This is a genomic window from Jiangella mangrovi, from assembly GCF_014204975.1.
Lineage (GTDB): Bacteria > Actinomycetota > Actinomycetes > Jiangellales > Jiangellaceae > Jiangella > Jiangella mangrovi.
This window is the reverse complement of record NZ_JACHMM010000001.1, coordinates 1161800-1188248: the sequence shown is the minus strand read 5'-3', so window position 1 is coordinate 1188248 and position 26449 is coordinate 1161800. Positions and strand designations below refer to the sequence as shown.

At 73.9% G+C, this 26449-nt stretch carries 21 protein-coding genes; 10 read left to right on the top strand and 11 right to left on the bottom strand.

Annotated elements, in window-relative coordinates:
* Window positions 1–1281 (bottom strand): S8 family peptidase, encoded by a 1281-nt coding sequence (locus HD601_RS05485; protein ID WP_184820031.1) that lies wholly within the window; start codon window positions 1279–1281, stop codon window positions 1–3.
* Window positions 1282–1375: 94 nt separating this feature from the next.
* Window positions 1376–2599, bottom strand: coding sequence for a S8 family peptidase (locus tag HD601_RS05480; protein ID WP_184820029.1), 1224 nt, complete (start codon window positions 2597–2599; stop codon window positions 1376–1378).
* 53 nt (window positions 2600–2652) lie between these two features.
* Here HD601_RS05480 and HD601_RS35430 point away from each other — a divergent pair, with 53 nt between their 5' ends.
* On the top strand, window positions 2653–5298 hold the full coding sequence (locus HD601_RS35430; RefSeq protein WP_184820027.1) for a CHAT domain-containing protein: 2646 nt from the start codon (window positions 2653–2655) through the stop codon (window positions 5296–5298).
* Window positions 5299–5375: 77 nt separating this feature from the next.
* Window positions 5376–5990 carry an HAD family hydrolase gene (locus HD601_RS05470; protein ID WP_184820025.1) on the top strand — a complete coding sequence of 205 codons (615 nt, stop codon included), beginning with the start codon at window positions 5376–5378 and terminating at the stop codon, window positions 5988–5990.
* Window positions 5991–5994: 4 nt separating this feature from the next.
* Here the strand turns inward: HD601_RS05470 and HD601_RS05465 are convergent, their stop codons facing one another.
* Both HD601_RS05465 and HD601_RS05460 read right to left on the bottom strand, forming a co-directional pair.
* Window positions 5995–6366 (bottom strand): DUF3037 domain-containing protein, encoded by a 372-nt coding sequence (locus HD601_RS05465; protein WP_184820023.1) that lies wholly within the window; start codon window positions 6364–6366, stop codon window positions 5995–5997.
* Complete coding sequence (locus tag HD601_RS05460; protein WP_184820021.1) at window positions 6363–7160, bottom strand: HipA family kinase; 798 nt, start codon at window positions 7158–7160, stop codon at window positions 6363–6365. The genes HD601_RS05465 and HD601_RS05460 overlap by 4 nt, the downstream gene beginning before the upstream one ends.
* A gap of 129 nt (window positions 7161–7289) precedes the next feature.
* Between HD601_RS05460 and HD601_RS35425 the strand changes: the two genes are divergently transcribed.
* Window positions 7290–7673: a cold shock domain-containing protein gene (locus HD601_RS35425; protein WP_184820019.1), complete on the top strand. Its 384-nt coding sequence runs from the start codon at window positions 7290–7292 to the stop codon at window positions 7671–7673.
* A gap of 5 nt (window positions 7674–7678) precedes the next feature.
* Here HD601_RS35425 and HD601_RS05450 read toward each other — a convergent pair whose 3' ends face one another.
* Window positions 7679–9298 carry an MFS transporter gene (locus HD601_RS05450; RefSeq protein ID WP_221440560.1) on the bottom strand — a complete coding sequence of 540 codons (1620 nt, stop codon included), beginning with the start codon at window positions 9296–9298 and terminating at the stop codon, window positions 7679–7681.
* A 98-nt stretch (window positions 9299–9396) separates the two neighbouring features.
* Between HD601_RS05450 and HD601_RS05445 the strand changes: the two genes are divergently transcribed.
* Together HD601_RS05445 and HD601_RS05440 are read left to right on the top strand one after the other, a co-directional pair.
* Window positions 9397–10170, top strand: a complete 774-nt coding sequence (locus tag HD601_RS05445) for a DUF3027 domain-containing protein (RefSeq protein ID WP_221440559.1) — start codon at window positions 9397–9399, stop codon at window positions 10168–10170.
* Between the two features lie 10 nt (window positions 10171–10180).
* Window positions 10181–13159, top strand: a complete 2979-nt coding sequence (locus HD601_RS05440; protein WP_184820015.1) for a sacsin N-terminal ATP-binding-like domain-containing protein — start codon at window positions 10181–10183, stop codon at window positions 13157–13159.
* 646 nt (window positions 13160–13805) lie between these two features.
* Here the strand turns inward: HD601_RS05440 and HD601_RS05435 are convergent.
* The 4 genes from HD601_RS05435 to HD601_RS05420 are packed head-to-tail and all read right to left on the bottom strand — an operon-like array spanning window position 13806 to window position 18481.
* On the bottom strand, window positions 13806–15242 hold the full coding sequence (locus HD601_RS05435) for a hypothetical protein (protein WP_184820013.1): 1437 nt from the start codon (window positions 15240–15242) through the stop codon (window positions 13806–13808).
* The gene (locus HD601_RS05430) at window positions 15239–16333 is read right to left on the bottom strand and encodes a hypothetical protein (protein ID WP_184820011.1); all 1095 of its coding nucleotides are present in this window, start codon (window positions 16331–16333) and stop codon (window positions 15239–15241) included. Before HD601_RS05430 ends, HD601_RS05435 begins: the two co-directional genes overlap by 4 nt.
* A 28-nt stretch (window positions 16334–16361) precedes the next feature.
* Window positions 16362–16964 carry a dienelactone hydrolase family protein gene (locus tag HD601_RS05425; protein WP_184820009.1) on the bottom strand — a complete coding sequence of 201 codons (603 nt, stop codon included), beginning with the start codon at window positions 16962–16964 and terminating at the stop codon, window positions 16362–16364.
* Window positions 16965–17011: 47 nt separating this feature from the next.
* Window positions 17012–18481: an NCS2 family permease gene (locus HD601_RS05420; RefSeq protein WP_184820007.1), complete on the bottom strand. Its 1470-nt coding sequence runs from the start codon at window positions 18479–18481 to the stop codon at window positions 17012–17014.
* A 137-nt stretch (window positions 18482–18618) separates the two neighbouring features.
* Between HD601_RS05420 and HD601_RS34590 the strand changes: the two genes are divergently transcribed.
* From HD601_RS34590 to thpR, 4 genes are all read left to right on the top strand, one after another.
* Complete coding sequence (locus tag HD601_RS34590; protein WP_184820005.1) at window positions 18619–19947, top strand: DUF2530 domain-containing protein; 1329 nt, start codon at window positions 18619–18621, stop codon at window positions 19945–19947.
* A 168-nt stretch (window positions 19948–20115) separates the two neighbouring features.
* Window positions 20116–20607 (top strand): MarR family transcriptional regulator, encoded by a 492-nt coding sequence (locus HD601_RS33455; protein WP_184820003.1) that lies wholly within the window; start codon window positions 20116–20118, stop codon window positions 20605–20607.
* Complete coding sequence (locus HD601_RS05405; RefSeq protein WP_184820001.1) at window positions 20604–21935, top strand: MFS transporter; 1332 nt, start codon at window positions 20604–20606, stop codon at window positions 21933–21935. The genes HD601_RS33455 and HD601_RS05405 overlap by 4 nt, the downstream gene beginning before the upstream one ends.
* A 39-nt stretch (window positions 21936–21974) precedes the next feature.
* Window positions 21975–22523, top strand: coding sequence for an RNA 2',3'-cyclic phosphodiesterase (thpR, locus tag HD601_RS05400; RefSeq protein ID WP_184819999.1), 549 nt, complete (start codon window positions 21975–21977; stop codon window positions 22521–22523).
* Between the two features lie 482 nt (window positions 22524–23005).
* On the opposite strand, the gene serC is transcribed toward thpR, so the two are convergent.
* Both serC and HD601_RS05390 read right to left on the bottom strand, forming a co-directional pair.
* The gene (gene serC / locus HD601_RS05395; protein WP_184819997.1) at window positions 23006–24133 is read right to left on the bottom strand and encodes a phosphoserine transaminase; all 1128 of its coding nucleotides are present in this window, start codon (window positions 24131–24133) and stop codon (window positions 23006–23008) included.
* A gap of 146 nt (window positions 24134–24279) precedes the next feature.
* On the bottom strand, window positions 24280–25386 hold the full coding sequence (locus HD601_RS05390) for a citrate synthase 2 (RefSeq protein WP_184819995.1): 1107 nt from the start codon (window positions 25384–25386) through the stop codon (window positions 24280–24282).
* Window positions 25387–25576: 190 nt separating this feature from the next.
* Between HD601_RS05390 and pdxH the strand changes: the two genes are divergently transcribed.
* Window positions 25577–26221 carry a pyridoxamine 5'-phosphate oxidase gene (gene pdxH, locus HD601_RS05385; RefSeq protein WP_221440558.1) on the top strand — a complete coding sequence of 215 codons (645 nt, stop codon included), beginning with the start codon at window positions 25577–25579 and terminating at the stop codon, window positions 26219–26221.
* The last annotated feature ends 228 nt before the right edge of the window (window positions 26222–26449 follow it).

Genomic DNA, 26449 nt, shown 5'->3' with positions numbered 1-26449 from the left:
TCAGTCGGCCAGCAGGCGGGGGCCGACGCCGGCCAGTTCCGCCGTCGCTGCGTCGGCCAGGACTCGGTCGCGGGCGACCGGCGCGCTGACTCCGTCCTCGATCATGCGCCGGGCGATCATCCCTGCGACCGCCGGCGTGGCGAAAGATGTTCCGGACCAGACGGCGTGGCCGTCCGTGAACTCCGCGGTGACACCCCCGTGGTACTCGTAGGTGCCGTTCGGGAACGGCACGGTGACGTTGTCGCCAGGGGCGTAGACGTCGACCCAGTCGCCGTGGTTCGACCAGTCGGCGCGCGCCGAGCCGTCCTCGGTCAGGCCGCCGACGCTCGTGACCCAGTCGAAGGCCGCAGGCCAGAACTTCTCGCCGGAGCCGTTGTTGCCGGCCGCCGCGACGACGACGGTGTCCGGGTGCGCGGCGAGCACCTCGTCGCGGAACGCCGCGAAGGCGACCGAGGCCACGTGCTCCCGGGTGTACATGCCGGCCTGCAGGCTCACGATGTCGGTACCGGACTCGACGGCCGCGGTCAGCGCATCGACGACCGATACCTCGTCGACCGCGCCGCCGACCAGGCAGCTGTCGACGTGAACCGTCGTCGACTCGGCGCCTGCGACCGCGAGCAAGCAGGCAGCCGCGGCGGAGCCGTGGCCGCCATAGGGCTGGATCTGGTCGGTGCCGTCGGCATGGACCTGTGCGTCCGGGCGCGAGTCGGCGCTGACGGCGCTGAAGCGCGGATAGCCGGTCCCGTCGGCAAGTGCATGGACGAAACCGGTGTCGACGACGGCGACATCGACCCGGCGGTCGCCGGCCGGCTCCGGAAGGTCGCGGACGGGGCCGCTCGCCGGCACCGGCTCGGTGGCCGGGCACATCGACATGTGCACCTGGGAGTCGAGGACGTGGTTGGGGGTGACGAGGTCGTCGCGGCCGAGTGCGGAGGCCAACGCGTCCGCGAGATCGGCGGCGTCGCGATCGCCGATCTCGAGCACGCGGAGTCCCACCGGACCCGTCACCACGTCGGGGCGCGGCTGGCCGATCGTGTCGAACGCCTCGAGCGCCGCGAGGAGGTCGGCGGCGCGGCAGACGAGCTGGCCCTGGCGGTACAGGTACTCGATTCCGACACCGGACCGATGCCAGCGCACACCGAGATCGAACGCGTCCGGCCGTCGGGCGATGTTGCGGTGCAGCCGCTGGATCTCTTCCATCAGCCGGTGATTGGGGTCGAACATCGCGTCGGGCGACGCGGCGCGGATCGTGATCGTGGTCGGGGAGGAATGCGGCGCCATGATGACTCCTGCTGGTCAGGTGGCGAGGGTAGATTTCCGCAAGGTACCCCCGCCACCGTGACCGATCAAGACCGCTTCGTCATTCTTGTCGGGTTCAGACGATGAGGCGAGGGCCGGTGTGCGGCAGCGCGCCGATGGCGGCCTCCTGCAGCACGATGTACCGCGCGACCGGCGCGGAGACCTCGCGCTCGATCATGCGCCGGGCGATCAGCCCGGCGACGACGGGGGCGGCGAACGACGTGCCCGACCACAGCGCGTGCCCGTTGGTGAATCGCGCCGAGGTCTCGTCGATGTAACCGTAGCGGCCGTTCGGATAAGGGATGACGGTGTTCTCGCCCGGCGTGTACGCGTCGACCCAGTAGCCGAAGTTGCTCCACGGCGCTCGGTAGTCGCCACCCCGAGTGAGGGCGCCGACCGCTGTCACCCAGCTGTAGGCCGCGGGCCAGAACGGGACGTCGGTGCCGTGGTTGCCGGCCGCAGCGACGATGACGGTGTTCGGGTGCTTGCTCACGACACGGCGATACAGCATGTCGAACGACTTGGGCGTGTTGCCGGGTCGTGCGTAGAGCCCCGCCTGCACGCTCACGACGTCGGCGCCCCCGCGCACCACCTTCTCGAGGTCCTCGACGATGGCGAGCTCGTCGACCGCGCCGCCGAGCAGGCAGTCGCGCACCTCGACCTTGACCGATTCGGCCCCCGAGACCGCCAGCAGCCGAGCCGTCGCCGCCGTGCCGTGCCCCCCGTACGGACGGATCTCGTCGGTGCCCTGCACGTAGACGTCGTCGTCGGGCTCGAACTTCGTCACCGCCGAGAAGCGGCCGAAGCCGGAGTCCTCGGCGGCGTCGGCGAAGTAGCCGGTATCGACCACGGCGATCTTGGGCCTGCCCGCGCCGACCGGCTCACCCAGCACCGGGATCGGCGCGTACGACGGCACCGGCTCGGTCGCCGGACACATCGCCACATGGACCTGGGCGTCCAGGACATGGTTCGGTGCGACGATGCGCTCGTCGCCGAGGTGGTCCGCCAGCTTGGCGGCGATCTCGTCGGCGTCGGCGTCGGGCACGTGAAGGACGGCGAGGCCGACCGGGCCCTCCGTCACCTCCGGCCGGTCCAGCCGCAGCTGCTCGAACGCCTCGAGGACGGTGTCGAGGTCGCGCTCGTCGCAGATGAGCTGGCCCTGGCGGTACAGGTACTCGATGGCCGTCTCATCCCGGTTCCAGCGTGCGGCCAGTTCGAAGCCCCGGTCCTTCGTGCGGCGCGCGCTGTTCTCACGGAGTCTCTCGAACTCCTGGTGTAGCCGTTCGCGATCTTGTTGCATCTGATTCCCCCAGCCATGATTCGGGCAAACGACTACATGTCTAGCATCAGGGCGTGACCTCGGGAAGCACGTCGACACCGGTAGAAGCGGATCAGTTGCCCGCGCTGGCCATGTCGCGCCCCGAGGAGGCGCACAGTTGGTCCGAGTCGGTGCTCGGCCGGAACTCGCCTGCCGTCGATCGCACGTATGCGCTGCAGGCCCTCGCCATCATCCAGCGCGAGCGTGGCGAGCATGCGCGGGCGATCCGGACCGCGCGGCGAGGCATCAGGCTCAGTCGTGAGCACGGCCTGGCTCAGCGGTCGTCCGACCTCGAGGCGAGCCTCGGCACGATTCTGGCCCTGACCGGTCGCGCTAGAGACGCTGCCGCAGCCTTCGACAGCGCGCTCGTGTCCGCGGGGGAACTGGACCGGGCTCGGATTCTGGTCCGCCGTGCAGCGGCGGCATACGTCCTCCGTGACCTCGCCCAAGCCAAGGAGGACGGCCGAGCGGCCGCCGAGAGTCTCAGCAGTCTGGGCGACTCGGGCTGGGAAGCCCGCGCACGGATCAACCTCGCCGCCGCGCAGGTCGGGCTCGGGCAGTTCCTCGAGGCCGATGTCGAGCTGGCTCGGGCGCAGGGCCTCGCCGAGGCCGACGGGCAGCACTATCTCGCCACCATCGTGCTCCAGGACCGCGGCGACTGCGCACACCGGATGGGCGACCTGCCGCGGGCGCTGCGCCTGCTGTATGACGCGCGCCGCCGGTACGAAGAGCTGGGCGTGGTGCCGCCCGAGGTGGTCCGCGACCTCGCCGTCGTCCAGTTGGCGGCCGGGCTCACCGAGGACGCCGCCACCACGGCCGACGAGCTGGTCGCGGTGCTCGACGGCGCGCGGGACAGTGCCCTGCGCCGCTCCGACGGGTTCATAGCGGCCGCCATCGTGCACCTGGCCGCCGGCAACGCCGACCGCGCCGCCGACCTCGCGAACCGCGCCGCCCGGTCCAGCCGCCGCCAGGGCCACGACGACGCCGAGCGGCATGCGCGCGTCGTGCTGCTCCGCGCCCAGGCCGCCGCGGGCGCCGTCACCAAGCGGCACGCGCGGGCGGCCGCGGGGCTGGCTGCGGAGCTGACCGACCGCTACGCCTCCGAGCGGCTCGACGCGCTGGTGCTGGCCGGCCGGCTGGCGCTGGCCACGGGGCTGCCGGAGCTGGCGGAGGAGTCGTTGCGCACCGCCGCCACCGGACGCCGCGGCCGCGGCTCGGCGCTGCGCCGGGCCACCGGCTGGTATGCCCAGGCGCTGCTGGCCGAGGCCGCCGGCGACCGCCGCGCCATGCTGCGGGCCTGCGGCCGCGGGCTGGACGTCCTCGACACCCACGCGCTCTCCCTGGGCGCCACGGAGCTGCGGGCCCGGGCGACGGTGCACGGCAGCGAGCTGGCCGCGCTGGCCACCCGCCGGGTCGCCGTCGACGGCTCCGCGCGCGAGCTGCTGCGCTGGACCGAGCGCTGGCGCGGCAGCCTGCACTCGCTGCCCTGGCCCGAGGCCCGCCACGACGCCGAGCTGGCCGCCCAGCTCGGCCGGCTGCGCGCCGTCGGCAGCCTCATCGGCAGCCACGCCGACGAGGCCGAGCGGCGGCGGCTCGAGGAGCGGATCCGCCGGCACGTCCACGGCCGCGACGCAGGCGGCGCCGGCGTCGTCGCGACGCACGCCGACCCCGTCGCCAACGGAAGCGGTAGCCGTCGCCGCCTGGACGTCCGGGAGCTGCTCGACGCCCTCGGTGACCGCACGCTGCTGAGCATCGTGGGTCTGCGCGGCGGCCGCTTCCACGTCGTCGTCGCGCGCGAGGGGCGGCTGCGGCACGTGGTCGCGGGCGACTCCGAGGCGGCGCTGAACGAGGTCGAGTACGCCAAGTTCGCGCTGCGCGGGGCGGCGGTGGCCGCCGACGCCGTCGCCGGGGTGCTGCTGACGGCCGCCGAACCGGGGCTGGCGCGGTTGCAGGAGACGATGCTCGGCCCGGCCGTCCGCGAACTGGGGGACGGGCCGGTGGTGCTGGTGCCGCCGTCGACCATGCAGGCCGTTCCCTGGGGTGCGCTGCCGGCCCTGCGTGAGCGCGACGTGACGGTGGCGCCGTCGGCCACCGCCTGGCTGCGTGCGCGCACCGCTACGCCGCCGGCCGAGCGCCGGGTCGCGCTGATCGCCGGCGCCGACCTCGCGTCGTCGGGCGCCGAGGTCGGCGTGCTGGCCGGCGTCTATCCCGACGCGGCGGTGCTGACCGGCGACGACGCCACCGCCGACGCCGCGCTGGCAGCCCTGGACGGGTCCTGGCTCGCGCACGTCGGCGCGCACGGGCGCTACCGCGGCGACAACCCGATGTTCTCCTCGCTCGAGCTGGCCGACGGGCCGCTGACGGTGTTCGACATCGAGCGGCTGCAGTCACCGCCGTACCGCCTGCTGCTGACGGCGTGCGAGTCCGGCGTCGGCTCGCCCACCGGCGCCGACGAGCTGCTCGGGCTGACCACGTCGCTGTCGGCGCTGGGCACCGCGGGGCTGCTGGCCACCGTCGTCCCCGTCAGTGACGCCGCCAGCGTCGACCTGAGCCTCACCGTGCACGGGCGGCTGCGCGAAGGCGACGACCTCGGCGCGGCGCTGCTGGCGGCCCGGCGGAGCGCCGGCGGGGCGCGCGACCGGGCGACGGCGTGGTCGTTCCTGGCCCTCGGCGGCGCGTGACCGGCGATGTGACCGCTGAAACCTCCGGGTGACCTGCGTTACACGATTGTGAGCAAAGGGCGCGTATTGTCATGATCATGCCCCTCACCGTCGGATTCGATCTGGACCTCACCCTCGTCGACTCCGCGGACGGCATCATGGTCTCGATGACCGAGGCCTTCCGTCAGGTGGGCGTCACCATCGAGCCCGAGCAGCTGCTGCCGATGATCGGCCTGCCGCTCGACGTCACCATCCGCACCTTCGTCCCCGAGGCCGACGTCCACGAGGCCCGGCGCATCTACCGCGACCTCTACCTCACCATGGGCATCCCGGGCACGAAACCGCTGCCCGGCGCCGTCGAGGCCATCGACGCCATCCACGCGCACCACGGCACCGTGCTGGTGGTCAGCGCCAAGATCGAGTCGGCGGTCCGGGCGGTGCTCACACATGTGGGCCTGCCGGTCGACGACGTCGTCGGCGAGCGGTACGCCGAGACCAAGGGCGCGGCCCTGCGCGAGCGCGGCGCCGACGTCTACGTCGGCGACCACCCCGGCGACATGATCGGCGCGCGGTCGGCCGGCGTCTACGCCATCGGCGTCACCACGGGCACGCACGACGCCGTCGCGCTGCGCGAGGCCGGCGCCGACGCCGTCTTCGCCGACCTGCTCGACTTCCCGTACTGGCTCGACGACTTCGTCGGCAACCCGACCTGAGGCTCTAGAGCACCAGCCGCCGCAGCAGCCGATCCAGCTCGGCCGCCGGGTCGTCGGTGAGCCCGGCGTGCACCGGCCCGGTCTGCACGACGGTGCTGCGCGGCGCCGTCAGCCAGCGGAACCGCTCGCCGATCGCCGTCGCGCCCACGGGACCGGCCGCCTCGGGGTCGGTGGCGTGCGCGTAGGCCTCGACGGCGGCCGCGATGGCGTCGACGTCGGCCTCGGAGTCGAGGGCTCGCAGCCGGTCGGCGTCGACGTGCGTCGCCGCGTCGAGGTAGCCGGCCTTCTGGCTGTAGACGATGACGCCGGCGTTGACGAACTCGGCCCGCTCGACGCGCGGGACCACCCGGAGGACGGCGTACTCGAACGCGATCATGCGGCCGCCCTCGGCAGCCAGGAGGCCGATGCCGCGGCGCGCGCGGCGAGGTGGTCCACGTAGTGCTGGCGGACGGTGTCCGGCCCGGCTCCGGGGAGGGCCGGGACCTCGGGCAGCCAGTCGTCCGGCACCAGCGCCAGGATCTGGGCCAGCACCGACGGCGTCACCTGCGGCGCGAGCTCGGCGTCGACCGCCGCCAGCCGGTCCGCCGCGAACGCCAGCACGTGGTCGTCGATCGCGTACGGCCGCACCGCGAACGCGTCGACCCCCGGCCAGGTGTGCTGGAACAGCAGCGCCGCGCCGTGGTCGATGGCCCACAGGTTCCCGTGCCAGGTCAGCAGGTTCGGGTTGCGCCAGCTGCGGTCGACGTTGACGGTGAGCGCGTCGAGCCAGAGCACCCGGGCGGCGTCGACGGCGTCGGCCCGCCGCCCGTGCCCGTCGTAGCCGAGCGAGCGCGGCAGGAAGTCCATGCCGAGGTTGAGCCCCACGCTGGCCAGCAGCAGCGCCTGGATCTCCGGGTCCGGCTCTCGCCGCGCGATCGCCTCGTCGAGGTCGGCCAGCACGAGGTCGGGAACCCGGATGCCCAGCCGCCGGGCCAGCTCGCCGACCACGATCTCGGCGACCAGCGTCTTCGGGCCCTGGCCTGCGCCGCGGAACTTCACGACGTACGTGCCGAGGTCGTCGCCCTCGACCAGGCCGGGCAGCGACCCGCCCTCGCGCAGCGGCTCCACGTAACGGACCGCGCGCACGACCGGCAGCCCCGACTGCACCGGCACCGCAGCAAGCTCGACCATGGTCGACGACGGTACGTCATCGGATTGATCGCCCCCGAAGAGGCCGACGGGCCGTTCTCGGCCTTAGGCTTGTGACGTCTCCCGGCTACGGGAGGATTGTCCGGTCCCCCCGACACGAAGAGGTCCGCCGTGCCTACCGGCAAGGTCAAGTTTTTCGACACCGAGAAGGGCTTCGGCTTCCTCTCGAAGGACGACGGCGGCGACGTGTTCGTCCACTCGTCCGCGCTGCCCGCGGGTGTCACGGCGCTGAAGCCGGGCCAGCGGGTCGAGTTCGGGGTGGCCGAGGGCCGCCGGGGTGAGCAGGCGCTCTCGGTGCGCGTGCTCGACCCCCTCCCGTCGGTGTCCGCGGCCACCCGGAAGAAGCCCGACGACTTCGTGACCATCGTCGAAGACCTCATCAAGCTGCTCGACGGCCTGTCGAACACCTACCGGCGCGGCCGGCACCCCGACCCGAAGACGGCGCGCAAGGTCGCGACGGTCCTGCGCGGCGTCGCCGACGACCTCGAGCTCTGACCCGCTCAGTCGTCCGGCAGACGGGCGGGCGGCGGAGCGGGGGCCGACGGCGGCGGCGTGCGGTCGGCGGGGTGGCGGTCGGGACGGCGCCGCTGCGGGCGCACCCGCAGCGCGAAGACCAGCCCGCCGACCATGACCAGTGTCGCCACGCCCATGCCCACCCAGGGGATCAGCGGCAGCACGATGCCCACGGCGCCGCCGGCCACCCAGCCCAGCTGCAGCAGGGTCTCGGAGCGCGCGAACGCGTTGGAGCGGTTCTTCTCCGGCACGTCGCGCTGCACGATCGCGTCGAGTGACAGCCGGCCCAGCTGCTGGGCGAACCCGGCCGCCAGGCCGATCAGGATGACCGTCAGCAGGTTCCAGAACAGGGCCGTGACCAGCGTGCTGGCCGCGCCGAACCCGACGAGCACGATGATGGTGCGGTCGGGACTGCGGGCCTGCACCAGCGCGCCCACCGAGGACCCGATGGTGCTGCCCAGCCAGGCGCCGGCCGCGACGATGCCGAGCAGGACGAGGTCGTCCAGCCCGGCGACCGGTTCCTCGCGCAGGACGAACGCCATGAACATGGTCATGAAGCCGGACAGCCAGCGCAGCGCGGTGTTGGCCCGCAGCGCGCGGACGACCGCCGGGCCGACCCGGAACTTGCGCTTCCCGCTGCGCGACATGCGGTGCTGCTCGTCGTCGTCGCCCTCGGTGAGCGACGCGCCTTCCTCGCCCTCGGAGAGGTCGACCCGCTTGGGCAGCAGGATGGCCAGGATCGTCGTGCCCATGTAGGCGAAGAACGCCGCCCGCAACGGCCAGTCGTCGCCGATCTGCGCGAGCGCCAGCCCGATGGGCGCACCGGCCGCCGTGCCGAGCGTCGCGGCGAGCTGCAGCCGCGAGTTGGCCGCCACCAGCGTCCAGCCCTCGGGCAGCAGCCGGGGCACGGCGGCGGCCCGGGTGACGGCGTACGCCTTCTGCCCGACCAGCACGCCCAGCGCCGCGGGGTACAGCCACACGCCACCGTCGATGACGGCGTCGGCGGCCACCCAGGCGAGGAAGCCGCGCGTCGCCGCCGTGAACCCTATGGCCCAGCGCCGGCCGTGGCTGAACCGGTCGAGGAACGGCCCGAGGACCGGCGCGACCACCGCGAACGGGGCCATGGTCAGCAGCAGGTAGAGCGCGACGTTGCCGCGCGCCTCGGACGTCGACGCCGAGAAGAACAGCGTGCCTGCCAGCGCCACCGTCACCAGGGCGTCGGCGAACGCGCTGGCGGCGTTGAGCTCGATGAGCCGCGACAGGCCGGTCTGGCCGGCTCCCTTGGCCTCGGCCGCGCGGTGCAGCCGGGTGGCGCCGCCGCGGGCGGCGCGCGAGGTGCCGGCGGCCGCGGTGCGGGCGGCCCGGCCGGTGGCCCCGGCGGCGCGGCGCACCCGCTGGCCGGCGCTGGGCGGGGGCGGCATGGTGCGGGTGGAGTCGTGCGGCGGCTCATGCGGCGGGTCCTGTGGCCGGGCGCCGCCCGTGTAGTCGTCGGCCCCGCCGGACGCTGCGCGGTCGGCGAACGGGGACTCGTACCGTCCGCCGTCGTCGCGCGCGCCACGCCGCCCGCCCTCGTCGGGCGGACCACCGAGCGGATCCGTCTCTGCCACACACCCATCCAACCTCATCGGGGCGGCCGGCTCCGATGATGTCCTTCCTTCGGGCGCGATGTGTCGATCATGGCCGGAGTTTGCGACAATCGACCACTGTGACCGCCGCATCGCCCCGAGCCCGCTCCGTCAAGGCCGACTCCGTCCTCGTCAAGGCAGCTGAGGACGCGCGGGCCGCCGCCGTCGACATCGGCAGCGAGGACGCCGTCGGCGCGCACCTCGGCCACGACGCCGAGGGCGAACGCGTCGTCACCCACTACTTCGCCTGCGAGCTGGCCGGCTACGTCGGCTGGCGGTGGGCCGTCACCGTCACGCGGGCGTCGCGGTCCAAGGCCGTCACCGTCAGCGAGTGCGTGCTGCTGCCGGGCGCCGACGCCGTCCTCGCCCCGGCCTGGGTGCCGTGGGACGAGCGGGTCAAGCCCGAGGACCTCGGCCCGGGCGACCTGCTGCCGGTCTCCGAGGACGACTACCGCGTCGAGCCCGGCTACGTCACGGCCGACGACCAGGACGCCCTCGAGGTGGTCCAGGAGCTCGGCCTCGGCCGCGAGTGGGTGCTGTCGCGCGAGGGCCGCGACGACGCCGCCGTCCGCTGGTTCGAGGGCGACACCGGCCCGCACACCGACATCGCCAAGGCCGCTCCTGGTCGCTGCGGGAGCTGCGGGTTCTCGGTGCAGCTGGCCGGCACCATCGGCCATGCGTTCGGGGTCTGCACCAACGAGCGCACCCCGTTCGACGGCAAGGTCGTCGCGCACACGCACGGCTGCGGCGGGCACACCGACGTCCGGCTGCCGGCGCCCTCCGAGGACGCCCCGGAGCCGGTGGTCGACACCCTCAGCTACGAGCTGGTGCCGCTGGAGCTCGACGCCCCGTAACGTCGCCGTCGTGGACGACGTCTTCGACACCGCGGCGCTGCGCTCGCGGGTGCTCGCCGCCTGGTCCGCGTCGCCGGCCCGGTTCCGCGAGGACGCCAACGCCGAGGACGAGCTGGCCCGCGGCGCCTACCGCGACCGGGTGGTCGTCGAGCTGGCGCAGAACGCCGCCGACGCCGGCTCGCGGGCGGGGCTGCCGTCGCGGCTGCTGCTGTGGCTTCGCGGGTCCGTCCTGACGGCGGCGAACACCGGCGCCGTCCTGGACGCTGCTGGCGTCGAGGGGCTGTCGACGCTGCGGGCGTCCACGAAGCGCGACGGCGACACCGTCGGCCGGTTCGGGGTCGGCTTCGCCGCGGTGCTGGCGGTCACCGACGAGCCGCGAGTGCTGACGGCGGCGGGCGGCGGCGTGCGGTGGTCGCGCTCCGAGGCGCTGTCGGCGGCGGCCGAGCTGCCCGCGTTGACCGGTGAGCTGGCCCGGCGCGGCGCCGCGGTGCCGGTCCTGCGCTTGCCGTTCTCCGTGATCGACGACGGCGTCAGCGGTGCGGTCCCGGCGGGCTACGACACCGCCGTCGAGCTGCCGCTGCGCGACGACGACGCGGTCCGGCTGGTCCGCGGGCTGCTCACCGAGGTCGACGACGCCCTGCTGCTGGCGCTGCCCTGGCTCGGCGAGCTGGTCGTCGACGTCGACGGCGCGCAGCGGCGGCTTTCCGCGGGGCCGCCGGCGCAGCTCGCGCCCGCGCTGGTCGAGCGGCGCATCGGCGAGCGGCTGTGGCGCATGTGTTCGCGGGCCGGGGCGGCCGCGGACGAGCTGCTGGCCGACCGGCCGTTCGAGGAGCGGTCCCGGCCGGGGTGGTCGGTGACGCTCGCGGTCCCCGTCGTCGATGCCGACGGGGTGCTCTCGCCGGCCGCGCTGCCGCCGTCGGTGTCCCCGGTCGTGCACGCGCCGACGCCCACCGACGACCGCACCGACCTGCCGGTCCTGGTGATCGCCGGGTTCCCGCTCGACTCCTCCCGTCGCCGGGTCGCGCCCGGCCCACTGGCCGATCTGCTCGTGGCGGCGGCCGGCGAGGTGTACGCCGAGCTGGTCGCGTCGTTCGCCCGGCCCGGTGCCGATGCCGCGGCCGTCCTCGGGCTGGTGCCGGCGCCGCTGGGCGTCGACGTGGTCGACAACGAGCTGCGGCGGGCGGCGCGGGAGGCGCTGACCCGGACGCCCTTCGTCCCTGCCGCCGTCGAGGGACTGCTGCGACCCGACGAGGTCACCCTGGTCGACGGGCTGAGCCGCCTCGGCGACCCGGGGGTGCTGAGCGGTGTGGTTCGCGGCCTGCCGGCCCGGGACTGGTGGCGGGCCGACGTCCTGCCCGGACTCGGCGCGACCGTGACCCCGCTGGCCGACGTGGTCGACGAGCTGGCCGGCGAGCGGCTCGAGCCGGCCGGCTGGCGATCGCTGTACGACGCGCTGGACGGCTCGGACCAGGAGTCCCTCGGGGCATTGCCGGTACCGCTGGCCGACGGCCGGCTGGTCCGCGGGCCGCGCGGGCTGCTGGTGCCCGGCGAGGTGAGCCCGGAGCTGCTGGCGCCGTTCGACCTGCGCGTGGTCCACCCCGACGCCGTGCACCCGCTGCTGCACCGGCTCGGCGCCGTCGAGGCGACGGCGGCCTCGGTGCTGCGCGACCCCATGGTGCAGGGCGCCGTCGCCGACCTCGCCGAGAGCGACGGCGACCCCGTCCCGCTCGCCGAGGCGGTGCTCCGGCTGGTGGCCGAGTCGGGCCTGTCCGTCGCCGAGGAGCCCTGGCTGGCAGGGCTGCCGCTGGCGGACGCGACCGGCGCCGATGTCGCGGCGCGCGAGCTGCTGCTCCCCGGGTCGGCGCTGCTGGACGCGCTCGACGCCGACCCGGCCGAGTTCACCATCGCGCCGTCGCTGGTCGAACGGTTCGGCCCGGCCGTGCTCCGCGCCGTCGGCGTGCGCGACGGGTTCGCCGTCGTCCACGACGCCGACGTGACGCTCGAGCCGGACACCTGGCACGACCTCGACGACGAGGACGCCTGGATCGACGACGTGCTCGCCGGCCTCCCGCGCCAGGACGTGCCGCCGCTGATGGACGACTTCGCCGCCGTTGCCGACCTCGACCTCGTCCGCGACGATGCCTGGCCCCAGGTGCTGGCCTGGCTGGCCGCCGACACGGGGGCTCGCGCTTGTGTCGTCGACCCGGTACTGCTGACGCTGGGCGACGGGAGCCGCCGGTCGGCGCCGTCGTACACCGCGTGGTGGCTGCGGCGGTACGCGCGCGTCGGCGGCCGGGCGCTGACGGGACTGGCGCTGCCGGATGCGGCGCCCGTGGTGCGCGCCGTCCTGCCGATCGCCGACGTCGCGCTCGACGACGCGTTCGCCGCCGCCGTCGGGCTGGCCCACGAGCCCGACGACCTCGACCCCGACGCGGTGCTGGCGCGGCTGGCCGAGGACTTCGAGCTGCCCGCGGCGGCGTTGGCGCAGGTCTACGCCGCGCTCGCGGGGCGCGACCCGGCCGGTGTGCAGCCGCCGTCGAGGGTCCGGGTGGCCGTCGGCGCCGGCAGCCGCGTGGTGCCTGCGGCGTCGGTGGTGGTCTGCGACGGGCCGCACTGGCTGCAGCTCGGGCTGACGGCGGTGGTCCCGGGCCCGGCCGCGCTGGCAGACCTGCTCGACGTCGACCTCGCCTCCGAGGTGCACGACGCCGCGCTGTCCGGTGACGGGTGGATCCAGCCGGTGCCGTCCGTGGTGGCGGCGGTGCTCGGCTCCGCCCCTGCGACCTACATCGAGCACGACGACCTGCTGGTCGACGGCGTCGCGGTCGACTGGTGGGTCGACGGCGACTCCGCCGTGCACGCGGCGACCACGGACGGCCTGGCCCGCGGGCTGGCGTGGGCGACCGGGCGGTGGGACCTGAGATGGGTCCTGGGCGAGGCGTTGGCCGACCCTGGCGCGTTGCCTGCTCTGTTGGCCGAGGAGTCGTTCTGAGGGTTTGCGTTGGGCGGTGGGGTTCGGGGGATGCCGTCCCCGCCCGCCTCGCTCGTTCCTCGCTCGGACGCCCGCGCCTACCCCTGACGGCATCCGCCGAACCCCACCGCGTTCGTTCCCGGCCGCCGCTCACAGGCTCAGCCGACCGTGGCCAAGTCAGGGTGCGGGCAGGTCGGCCGGGCCTGGCCGATTGGGTGATCGGGTCGAGTGGGCCTTGGCTACGTGGGTCGGGTCTAGTGGCGAGCGGGAGTGTCGGTGCCCGCCCGTAGGGTGGGCACCCTCCCAACCGGGCGGGGACCAGACTCCAGCCGGTCGACGACGCGCTGAGGCCGGGCTCGGTCCGCAGGCGCGCAGGTGCGGCGACCGTGCCTTGATGTCCCGCGGGGCTCGTCACACCTTGGCACGCCTGAGCGTCGTGCTTGGCACGCTCGGGCGTCGCTGAGGTGCCCCAGATGTCCGTATTGGAGCGACGCCCAGGCGTGCCAAGGCAGTCCGGCCGCCCCAGTCGGCCCGGCTGCCCCGGTCGGCCGGTCGGCTCGGTCGACGTCGATCGACGCTGTCGGTGCCCGCTCGTAGGGTGGGCACCCTCCCAACCGGGCGGGGACCGGACTCGAGCCGGACAGGTCATGGGCGCCGGCGGCTGGGGTCAGAAGCGGCGGCCGCCGCCGGAGCGGCGCGACGAGCGCCGGCTGGAGCCGCCGCCGAAACTGCGCCGGCGGCTGCGCCCGCTGCTCGACCCGCCGCCCCAGCCACCACCCGAGCCGGAGCCGGACGAGCCGTCGCCGGATGACGTCATGGCCGAGCTCGCCGCCTTGCTCAGCGACCGGCCCATGCTGGCCAGCCGGGCACGCGGGCGCCGGGAGTCCCAGCGGCTCCACAGCGACCCGCGGGCCCGCGCGTGGTCGTCGTGAGGGAAGCGCCACGAGCCGGTCGAGCCGGCCGAGCCGTTCCAGTAGCCCTCGATGTAGGCGACGAGGTCCTCGCCGCCCTCCCAGTAGCTGCGGCTGCCGGCCTGGCGCGCCGCGGGTGCCTCGCCGGCGTCGAGCCGGGCAGCGTCCTGGTCGCACACCGGGACCTCGCGTTGCACGCCGCCGGCCGGTGACCACTGGCGCCGTTGCGTGCTGGGGCCGTGCCGCGGGTCGAAGAAGCAGGGCGGCGTGGGCTCGGGCACGGGCCGGCCCTGTTGCAGGGCCTCGAGGCAGGCGATCTTGTAGCGCGCGGTGCCGAGCAGCGTCGTCACGGCCTGGACGTCGCCGTCGGTCTTCGTGGCGTCGAGGCGGTGCCGGGCCTTCTCGACGGTGTCGAGGATCTCCTTCGTCAGCGCGGCCTGCGTGACGTCGGACGTGGTCGGCAGGTCGGACACGCGGTCGGACAACTCGATGACCTCTTCGGTCAGCAGCGGCCGGACGACGTCGAGGTGGCGCTGCTCCTCGGTCCGGCGCCGGCGTCGCGCGCTGAGCGCCGTGGCGCCCCACCAGCCGCCGCTGATGCCGGCCGCGCCCGCCGCCCACGGCGCGGCGTCGCGGTAGAGCGGGTGGTCGACGTCGGAGGAGCGCTCGATGAACCGGTCGATCATGGGCCCGTAGTTCGGCGCGCAGCAGTCGACGGCCTGGTCGATGGCGTCCTCGACGTAGTAGGTGGGGCCTTCTTCGCTGTGCTGGACGGCGAACAGTCCGCGGCCGTCGTACGAGGAGTCGGCCACCGACATGACCGCGTAGACGCCGTCGACGCCCACGCGGTCGTACATCTGCGACGCGAGCTCCTCGCCCTCGTAGAGCAGTGTGCGGCCGAACAGCCGCTCCTGGCCCTCGGGATCGAGCTTCCACGCGGGCACGACGGCGATCCGCATCCCGTTGCCGGGAGCCTCGGCGGCGGCGTCGTCGAGCTGGGCGGCCTCGACGTCGCCGATGATGCCGCCGGCGTCGGGATCGATCCAGACGCCCGGCTCGGCCAGCTCGACCGCCACTTCGTCGAGGTAGCGCTCGACGTCGGCCTCGTCGGCCGCGGCCGGGGCGGCGCCCGCCCACAGCGCGGCGACGGCGGTCAGCGCGGCGGTCCCGGCGAGCCGGGCCGCGGACCTCATCGGGCCGCTCCGGCCAGCCGGTCGCGGCAGGCGGCGCAGACCGGGATCTCGCGGGCCCGGCCGCCGGGAGGGGTGTACATCCAGTCGGTCACGGACACTCCATGGCGCTGGTCGAAGAAGCAGTCGGCCCGGCGCGCGGGCAACGGACGACCGGCCAGCCGCGCCTGCGCGCACGCCAGGCGCCACCGACCGTACTCGACGGTCGATCGGAGCGCGCGGAGCACTTCGTCGCCGGGGGTGCCGTCGACGGCGCCGCCGGCCTCGGCGTAGGCGTCCATGGCGGCCTGGGCGTCGGCGGCGACCGCGGGATCGGTGACGTCGAGGTCCGCGGCGTCGAGCTCCTCGCCGAACCGGGTGACGTCCTCGCGGGCCAGCCGCTGCCGCTCGTCGAGGGAGTCGGCCTCGTCGTCGAGCACGTCGAACGAGGGCCGGTACGTCGCTGGACCCTCGGCAGCGTCGGCGGCGTCAGCTCGCCGCCGTCGCCACCAGACCAGCGCACCGGCGGCGAGCGCCAGGACGACGAGGACGACCACCACGGGCAGCACCCAGCCCCTGCCGCCGGGCTCCTGGGGCGCGCCCGGCACGCCGAGCTCGGTGAGCGCGTCGTCGAGGATGGCGACCTGCTGCGAGCGGGTGTGCCGGTCGACGGCCGTCTCGACCGCCGCGGTCACCCCGGAGTCGACGCCGTAGTCCGCGCCGTACGTGGCCGCGCCGGCGAACACCGCGATGTAGACGCCGTCGGGACCGCCGGCCGCGGAGACGGCCTCGAGGAACGCCTCGGCTCGGGCCCGGTTCGAGTCGCCCGGCTGGTCCGACAGCGCCGTGGCCGGGACGACGGCGAGGTAGACGGCCGGCGAGTGCCCCTCGACCCGGCCTGCCAGCCGCTCGGCCTCGTCGGAGGGCACGATGCCGTCCTGCGTCGCGTCGACGTAGACCGGCGCGGACTCCCACGCCTCGGCGACATCGGTGGCGACGCCGTCCGCCGTCGCCTCAGCCGTGACCACGACGGCACCGGCGGCTGACACCGTCGCGCCGACCCCTGCGATCGCGGCCGCCACCAGCAGCGCGACCGCCGTGGACGTCAGCCGCATGAGTCTCCTCGTCAGGATCGGTGGCCGGTCAGCGCCCCCGATCCTCACACGCCGCGAGGAACTCGAGCGCACGCCCGTGCATGGTGGCAGCGGCCTGCGCGTCGTACTCGCTGGTCAGCGACGCATCGGCGAACAGGTGCGCCGACACGCCCGGGTAGCCGTAGTAGTGGTAGGACGCGCCGGACGCGCTGACGGTCTCAGCGAACTCACGGTTGGCGTCGTCCTCGCGGAACGGGTCGAGCTCGGCCTCGTGCACCTGCACCGGGACCGACGACGGCCACAGCTCGGCGCCGACCGCACGGACCGGCACCGACCCGTGGAACGAGAGCGCCCCGGCCGCGCCCGGCCGAGAGGTGACCAGGTGCACGACCGAGAGCACGCCGTTGGAGTACCCCGCGTAGACCACGCCGGGCCCGACGCCGTCGACCGCGGCGTCGGTGCGGCGCAGCAGCTCGTCCTGGCCGCCGTACTTGTCGAGGAACTCGAACGCCTCGTCGTAGCCGTCGAAGACCGCGCCGCCGTAGAGGTCGGGCACGTGCACGACGTGGCCCGCCGCCCGCCACTGCTCCGCGGTCTCGAGCACGCCGGGACGCAGCCCCAGGACGGAGTGGAACAGCACGATCTCGGTCATGGATCCAGGTGTACCGGACGGCACCGACAATGTCGGGGCGACACGAGTCAGCTCACGCCGAGCAGATCCTCGATCGGCGTGATCGCGAAGTACACCACGAACAGCGCCGCCACGATCCACAGCAGCGGGTGCACCTCGCGGGCCTTGCCCTTCGCGATCTTGATGATCACGAACGAGAGGAACCCGGCCCCGATGCCGGTGCTGATGGAATACGTGAACGGCATCAGCGCCAGCGTGAGGAACGCCGGGATGGCGATCTCGGCGTCGTCCCAGGCGATCTCGCGGACCTGGCCCATCATCAGGAAGCCGACCAGCACCAGCGCCGGGGCGGCCGCCTCGTTGGGCACCATGGCGACCAGCGGCGCCAGGAACGTCGCCAGCAGGAAGCAGACGCCTGTCACGACGCTGGCCAGGCCGGTGCGGGCGCCCTCGCCGACACCCGACGCGGACTCGATGTAGGACGTGTTGCTCGACACCGACGCCGCGCCGCCCGCCGCCGCGGCGACGGAGTCGACCAGCAGGATCTGCGTGGTGTTCGGCGGGTTGCCGTCCTCGTCCAGCAGCTCGCCCTCGCCGCCGACGGCGACCATGGTCCCCATCGTGTCGAAGAAGTCGGCCAGCATCAGGGTGAACACGAACAGCAGCACGCTGACGACGCCGACGGACTCCCACGACCCGAGCAGGCTGAAGTCGCCGATCAGCGAGAAGTCCGGCAGGTCGACGATCTGGTCGGGCCACTGCGGCGCGTTGAGGTTCCAGCCGCCCGGGTTCTCCGACGACGTGCCCAGGTCCGCCACCGTCTCGACGACCACCGCGAGCACCGTGGTCCCGATGATGGTCCACAGGATCGCGCCGCGGATCTTCAGCGCGTACAGCACGATGACGGCGATCAGGCCCGCGCAGAACACCGCGACCGGCCAGGTGGTGAGCGAGCCGCCCTCGCCCATGCCCACGGGCGGCGCCGGGGTCCCCGTCGACCGCACGAACCCGGCGTTCACGAAGCCGACCAGCGCGATGAACAGGCCGATGCCGACGCTGATGGCCGTCTTCAGCTGGCGGGGGACCGCCCCGAACACGGCCTGGCGGAACCCCGTCAGCACCAGGATCAGGATGACCAGGCCCTCCATGACGACCAGGCCCATGGCGTCGGCCCAGGTCATCTGCGCCGCCAGCCCGAACGCGACGAACGCGTTGAGCCCGAGGCCCGCGGCCAGCGCGAGCGGGAAGTTCGCGACCACGCCCATGGCGATGGTCAGCACGCCGGCCACCAGCGCCGTCGTCGCCGCAACGGCCGCGAGGTCGGGGACGTCGCCGCCGCCCAGATAGTCGCCGTCGACGTCGGCGACGGTGCCGATGATCAGCGGGTTCAGCACGATGATGTAGGCCATCGTGAAGAACGTGACCAGGCCGCCACGCACCTCGCGGCCGACGGTCGAGCCGCGCTCGGTGATCTTGAAGTAGCGGTGGATGGCGGTCGGCTCGGTGGGCTCGGTGGTGGTCGTTCCGGTGTCGCTCATGGGGCCTCCGGGCGGCTCGGCGGGGGACGGACGCAGCCGGTTTGGCCGTGAGGATGCCAGAAGATCGCTCGCGAGCGAAGGCGGCGGGCTGTGGATCGGCTCGCCGCGATGTATCCGAGCGGGCTAGCCTGGGGTTCATGGCGAAGCGTCGGCGGCGGTCCCCCGGGGAGCCCGAGGTCGAGGCGGTCGAGCCCCACGAGGTTCAGCCGCTCGACGTCGACGGCGTTCGCACGGTCGCCGTCGTCACCGTCCTCTGGGCGGTCGCCTTCGTGCTGCTGGCCCTGCGCATGGACACCCTGCAGGCCGAGGGGCGCGGCTGGTGGGTCTGGACCTGCCTCGCCGGCGTCGGGCTCGGGCTGCTCGGCCTCGAGTACGCCCGCAAACGCCGCGACGCCATCGAGTTCGAGCGCGAAGAGGCCGAGGCGGCACTCGCCGAGGGCTTCGGCGACGGCGCCGACGGCGGTGAGGTGCTGACGCGCGGCGAGGTGATCGCCCGCGGCGCCGAGGCCGACGTGTCCGGTCCGCGCAGCGCGCCCGACTCCGTCACGCGGCCCATCGACACCGGCGACGTGCCCCCGGTCCGGCCCGAGCCCGCGCGCCCCGACGCCACCCGCGTCGACCTGCCGCCCACGCGACCGGCCACCCGGCCGGGTCCCGATCCGCGCGGCGGCCGCCCCGACACCACGACCCACGGCCGGCCCGGCTGGTCCGGCGATCAGGCCGGCGGCCAGCCGGGGGGCCAGCCCGGCGGCCCGGTTCAGACGCCCGGCGCGGCGGAGCGCCCGACGGCGCCGTCGACCCGGCCCGGTGCGCCGGCTGCCCGCCCCGGTGCGGGCGAGGGTCCGGCGGCGCCTCAGCGGCCCGCCGCCGGAGCATCACGACCCGCTCCGGGTGAACGACCGGCGGCAGGAGCACAGCGTCCGAGTGCCGGCCCCGATCGTCCTGGTCTCGGTTCGGATCGCCCGGGTCTCGGTTCGGACCGTCCGGGCGCCGGTGTGCCGCCGCGGGCCGGCGCGAACGAGAGCCCGGCCGCGCCGCCGCGCCCCGCCACCGGCGCACCACGTCCGGGTGCCGCCGCGCCGCAGCGCCCGGCCGCCGCGCCCCGGCCCGCGTCCCCGCAGCCCGCACGGTCCGAGCGCCCGGCCGCCGCCGCACCTCGGCCCCGCGCCGACGAGACTCCCGCCGCGCCGCCGCAGCCCGCGCTGCCGCGGCCCGCGACGCCCCAGCCCGCGCCGTCCGAGCGCCCGGCGGCCCGCCGTGGCACGCCGCCGGCCTCGGAGCTCTTCGGCGAGCCCGTCAGCCGGCCCGCCGGCCCGGTCGACGACGACGAGCCGCTGCTCGACACCATGTTCGGCGGCGGTCCCCGTCGTCCCGCCGCCGAGGAGCCGCCGGCCGACGCCGACGACACCACCGAGGGCGGCAGTCAGTATCGCGGCCGCCGAGCGCGCCGCTCCGACACCGCCTGACCACCTCACGCCCGACGCGCCGCCGGCCATGCCGGCGGTGCTCACCAGTGCGCGTCGCGGCGCTCGACCCTGCGCTCACACCGCCGCAAACCCACCCATGTTGTGCCAGGAGTCATCGTGTCCAACGCCACTGGCCGTTAGCAAAGGTAATGAGTTAGACTAAGGAAAGTGCCAGCGACGAAGACCTCTCAGAACACCGCGCCCCAGGGCCAGCCGGCGCGCTCGGGCTCGGCGCAGCCGCGTACCCAGGCCGGGCTGGCCAGCTCCCTCCGCATCGCCGTCGGACGGCTGAACCGCCGGGTCCGCAACCAGCGCGAGGACGACTCCCTGACGCTGAACCAGCTGTCCGCGCTGGCCATCCTCGAGCGCAAGGGCCCGCTGCCGGTCGGCGAGCTGGCCGCGTGCGAGCGCATCCGCCCGCCGTCCATGACCCGCATCGTGTCGGGCCTCGAGGAGCTGGGTCTCGCCGTCCGCGAGCCCGACCCGGTCGACCGCCGGGTCACCAACGTCCGCATCACCGAGGCCGGCAAGGCGCGCACCACCGCCGACCGCAAGCGTCGCGACGCCTGGCTGACGCACAGGCTGCGCGACCTCACCCCCGACGAGCGCGAGCGGCTGCGCGCCGCACTGCCCGTGCTCGAGAAGCTGGCCGGCCTGTGAGCCCTACCTTCCATTCCCTCCGGCACCGCAACTACCGGCTCTACTGGTCGGGCATGTTCCTGTCCAACGTCGGCACCTGGATGCAGCGCATCGCGCAGGACTGGCTGGTGCTGGTCGTGCTCGGCGGCGGGGCGCAGGCCGTGGGCATCACCACCGGCCTGCAGTTCCTGCCGTTCCTGCTGGTAGCGCCGTTCGGCGGGCTGCTGGCCGACCGGTTCGACAAGCGCAAGCTGCTGGTGTTCACCAACGCGTTCCTCGGCCTCGTCGGGCTCACGCTCGGCGTCCTGACGCTCACCGGCGTCGCCCAGATCTGGCACGTCTACGTGCTGGCGTTCCTGCTCGGTGTCGGCAGCGCGCTCGACAACCCGGCCCGGCAGGCGTTCGTGTCGGAACTGGTGGCCAAGGACGACCTCACCAACGCGGTCGCCCTCAACAGCGCGTCGTTCAACGCGGCTCGCCTCATCGGGCCGGGCGTGGCGGGCATCCTCATCGGGCTCATCGGCACCGGCTGGGTGTTCATCCTCAACGGCGCCTCGTTCGTCTCGCCGATCCTCGCGCTGCTGCTCCTCCGCGGCGTCGGCAGCCGGCCCAGGCGCGACGAGGAGCGCGCGGGCGCGTTCTCGCAGCTGCGCGAGGGTGTGTCCTACGTGCGGTCGCGGCCCGACCTGCTCATGGTGTTCACCATCATGTTCGGGCTCGGCACGTTCGGCATGAACTTCCAGATGACCATGGCGCTCATGGCCACCGACGTCTACGACAAGGGGCCGGGCGAGTACGGCCTGCTCGGCTCGATCATGGCCATCGGCACGCTGTCCGGTGCGCTCGTCGCGGCCCGGCGCCGGGTGCCGCGCCGCCGGCTCATCGTCGGCGGGGCGGTCGTCTTCGGCGTGTTCGAGGTGGCGGCCGGCCTGATGCCGTCGTACGTCCTGTTCGCCGTCTCGCTGGTGCCGGTCGGCATCATCGCCATGACGGTGCTCACGGCGGCCAACGCCTACGTGCAGACGACGGTGCCGCAGTACGTCCGCGGCCGGGTCATGTCGCTGTACATGATGATCTTCATGGGTGGCACGCCCTTCGGCGCGCCCGTCATCGGCTTCGTCGCCGAGGCGTTCGGCGCCCGCTGGTCGCTGCTCGGCGGCGGCATCCTGACCGCCGCGTTCGCCGTGGCCGCGCTGCTGATCCTGGCGCCGAAGAGCGGCGTCATCGTGCGTACGCGGCTGCGGCCCCGGCCCGGCCTCGTCATCGTCACCACCGCCCCGGCCCCCATGCCGGCCGACGTGCCCGGGCCCGTCCGCGCCGGCACCCGCGACGCCGTCAGCGCCGCCTGAATCGTCACAGCCGCCGCCCGCGTGGAATCGTGGGCGGGCATGCGGCTGTTCGCGGCCATCGAGCCGGCACCCGAGGCGCTGGCGCATCTCGACGCCGTCGTCGCCGGGGTGCGCGACGACGTGCTGCGCTGGGCCCACCCGGCCGGCTGGCACCTCACGCTCGCGTTCTACGGCGAGGTCGCCGAAGAGAAGCTGCCCGAGCTGACCGAGCGGCTGGGGCGGGCCGCCCGCCGGCATCCCGCGACCCGCGCACGCCTCGCCGGCGCGGGACGGTTCGGCACCTCGGTCCTGTGGGCGGGGGTCGACGGCGACGGCGTCGCCCTGCGTGGGCTGGCGGGCTCGGCCCGGGCGGCCGGACGGCGCACGGGTGTTGGCCACGAGGACACGCAGCGGTTCCGCCCGCACGTCACCCTCGCCCGAGCCCGTGGCGCGGCCGACCTGCGGCTGTACGTCGAGCGGCTGACCGGCTACGAGGGGCCGGAGTGGACCGCCGGCGCCGTCACGCTGCTCCGATCGCACCCCGGAGGGCCCGGCCGCGGTCCGCGCTACGAACCGCTCGCCACCCTGCCGCTGACCGGCACGAGCTGACGCGCGAACGCACCGCCGTCAGAGCGCCGCCGCGATGGCCACGATGATCAGCATCACGACCAGGGCGGCGGTCACCAATTGCCGGGTGGTCTTCGGCCGCACCGTGGTCGCCTCCTTCGCCGATCGTCGCGCTCAGCCTACGCGCCACCCGGGGACCGCCGGCCGCCGCCGTCGGCACCCGGAATCGTCGCCGTCGTGACCAGAATCGTGACTAGTTGATCAACAGTCGTGGAAACGGTCTCATCGGCCGATGATCATGGCTCCGGCCTGGGCAAACCGGCGCACTACTGCAGTGAAATGCTGACCGCGCGGATGAGCAGTAGACGTCCGAACGGATGATCCCCAGGATGATCGCCGAGCCCTATGGTTGTCCCAGGAACACGACGGGGGAATGCGGTTCCTGCAGAAAGTGGAACCAACAACGCGCCCGGCCGCTGACACGAATCGCGGCCGGGCGTTGTTATTGCCGAACAGTTCTCGGGCTAGGCGCCGAGCTTCTCGACCACGAAGTCGATGGACGCCGTCAGGGCCTCGACGTCGGCGGGGTCGACCGCCGGGAACATCGCGACGCGCAGCTGGTTGCGGCCCAGCTTGCGGTACGGCTCGACGTCGACGATGCCGTTGGCGCGCAGCACCTTGGCGACGGCGGCGGCGTCGACGCTGTCGTCGAAGTCGATGGTGCCGACGACCAGCGAGCGGGCCTCGGGGTCGGCGACGTACGGCGTGGTGTACGGGGTCTTCTCGGCCCAGCTGTACAGGTGGCTCGACGACGCGGTGGTGCGGCCGACGGCGAACTCGAGGCCGCCGTTGCCATTGAGCCAGTCGAGCTGGTCGGCCAGCAGGAACAGCGTGGCAACCGCCGGGGTGTTGTACGTCTGGTCCTTGCTGGAGTTGTCGACGGCCGTCGGCAGGTCGAGGAACGCCGGGACGTAGCGGCCGGTGGCGGCGATCTCCTCGACGCGGGCCAGAGCGGCCGGCGAGAAGGCGGCGATCCACAGCCCGCCGTCCGAGCCGAAGTTCTTCTGCGGCGCGAAGTAGTAGACGTCGGCCTGCGAGGCGTCGACCGGCAGGCCGCCGGCGCCGCTGGTGGCGTCGACGAGCACGAGCGCGTCGTCTGCGGCGCCCGCGACCCGGCGGACCGGGGCCATGACACCGGTCGAGGTCTCGTTGTGCGGCCACGCGTAGACGTCGACGCCGTCCTCGGCCACCGGCACGGGCAGCGAGCCCGGCTCGGCCTTGACGATGCTGGGCTCGTCGAGCCACGGGGCGGTCTTGGTGACGGTGCCGAACTTCGACGAGAACTCGCCGAACGACAGGTGCTGCGCCTTCTGCCGGACCAGGCCGAATGCGGCGGCGTCCCAGAACGCCGTGGTGCCGCCGTTGCTCAGGACGACCTCGTAGCCCTCGGGCAGGTTCAGCAGGTCGGCGACGCCCTCGCGGACGCGGCGGACGAGGTTCTTGACCGGCGCCTGCCGGTGCGAGGTGCCCAGGACCTCGGCGCCGTGGGCGGCGAGGTTGGCCAGCGCCTCGGGGCGGACCTTGCTGGGGCCCGAGCCGAAGCGGCCGTCGGCGGGCTTGAGGTCGTCGGGGATCTGCACAGTGTCGGTCATGGATGCGCTCCGTGTCGGGTGTCCGGCGGGTTACGGAAGTGTGACGACACTGTCAGGTAGGCCATTGTGCCGCATGTCACCGGACATGCGTGCGCCGGTCCGTCGACTGACACGGACCGGCGCGAGGCGGACTACGTTGGTGCTGGTCAGGCGGCCCAGGTGGGGTCCCAGCCGGGAACGGAGTCGGGCGTGCGCTCGCCCGGGCCGGTGTACATGGCCGACGGGCGGACCAGGCGGCCGGTCTTCTTCTGCTCGAGGATGTGCGCGCACCAGCCGGCGGTGCGGGCGGAGGTGAACATCGACGTGAACATCGAGGCCGGGACCTCGGCGAAGTCGAGCACGATGGCGGCCCAGAACTCCACGTTGGTGGCGAGCACGCGGTCGGGCTTGCGCTCGTGCAGCTCGGACAGCGCGGCCTTCTCGAACGCCTCGGCGACCTCGTAGCGCGGCGCGCCCAGCTCGCGAGCGACCCGGCGCAGCGTGCGGGCGCGGGGGTCCTCGGCGCGGTAGACCCGGTGGCCGAAGCCCATGAGCCGCTCGCCGCGGTCGAGGATGCCCTTGACGTAGCCGACGGGGTCGCCGGTGCGCTCGATCTCTTCGATCATGGCAAGCACCCGCGAGGGCGCGCCGCCGTGCAGCGGGCCGCTCATGGCGCCGACGGCGGCCGACAGTGACGCGGCGACGTCGGCACCCGTGGAGGCGACCACCCGCGCGGTGAACGTCGACGCGTTCATGCCGTGCTCGGCGGCCGACGTGAGGTAGGCGTCGACGGCGGCGGTGTGACGGGGGTCCGGCTCGCCGCGCCAGCGCACCATGAACTGCTCGACGATGCTGCCGGCCCGGGCGACGACCTCGTCGGGCACGGGAGCCTCGCCGGCCACGTGCCGGGCCGACTGGGCGACGAAGCTCAGCGCCGTCGACGCCGACCGGGCCAGCTGGTCGCGGGCGTCGTCGTCGCTGGTGTCGAGCAGCGCCTTGAAGCCCCACAGCGGTGCCAGCGTGGCGAGCGAGCTCTGCACGTCGACCCGGACGTCACCGGTGCGAATGGGCAGGTCCAGGTGCTCGGCGGGCGGCAGGCCGGGGTCGAAGCCGCCGTCGACCAGCAGCCCCCAGACGTTGCCGAACGGCACCCGGCCGACGAGGTCGTCGATGTCGACTCCGCGGTAGCGGAGCGCACCACCTTCCTTGTCGGGCTCGGCGATCTGCGTTTCGAACGCTACGACACCCTCAAGGCCATGCTTGACCTCGGTCATTGACATCTCCATTCGTGGTGCGCTCGCGGGCCCCCACCCCCATCATGCCCCGCAACTGGTGGCACTCCACAAGTTGCGACAATGTGAATGTGCGGTTTCCCACAGTGGCCTTGGCCACGTCCCTGTGATTGTCCCGGTCAGCGGGCCACCGGAGGGCGTTCTGTCTGCTCGGGGTGACAGAGTGGAGGCCGTGGAGGAAGGACTGCCCCGGATGCGCCGGCGCTACACCGCCGGACGGCTGCTCGAACGCGACCTCGCCCCCGATCCGTTCGACGAGTTCCGGGCCTGGCTGCACGACGCCGTCACCGTGGGCATCGCCGAGCCGAACGCCATGGTGCTGGGCACCGTGGGGCCCGACGGGCAGCCGAGCAGCCGGTCCGTCCTGCTCAAGGGCATCGACGACGGCGGCTTCGTCTTCTTCACCAACACCGGCTCGCGCAAGGCGGCCGAGATCGCCGGCAACCCGCGGGTCTCGCTGTGCTTCCCCTGGATCGCCATGGAACGCCAGGTCCTGGTCTGCGGCTCGGCGTCGACGGTGTCACGTGCGGCCACGCTGGCCTACTGGCGCACCCGGCCGCGGGAGTCGCAGATCGGCGCCTGGGCCAGCCGGCAGTCCAGCGTCATCGCGACGCGCGAGGAGTTGGAGGCGGCGGCCGTTGCCGTGGCGGAGCAGTACCCCGACGAGGTCCCGCTGCCCGACTTCTGGAGCGGCTTCCGGGTGGTGCCCGCGTCGGTGGAGTTCTGGCAGGGCGGGGTGGCGAGGCTGCACGACAGGCTGCGGTACCGCCCCACGGCCGACGGCGCGGGCTGGATCGTGGAGCGGCTCGCTCCCTGAGGTTCTGCGGGTCTCGTGTGGTTGGGTGGGGTTTCCCGTCCCCCTGCTGCCCATTCTCTTGGCCGCGGGGACCCGCCTCAAGTCGGCGCCCTCTGTGGTTGCTTTGCCGCTGTGGTTGGGGGGCTTCGACTTGACCCGGGTCCCCGCGGCCTAAGAACGGGCAGCTATCAGGGGGACGGGGGAGTCTGGCGACGGGCGGGGTTGCGACTTCACGTGCGTGGGCCGACT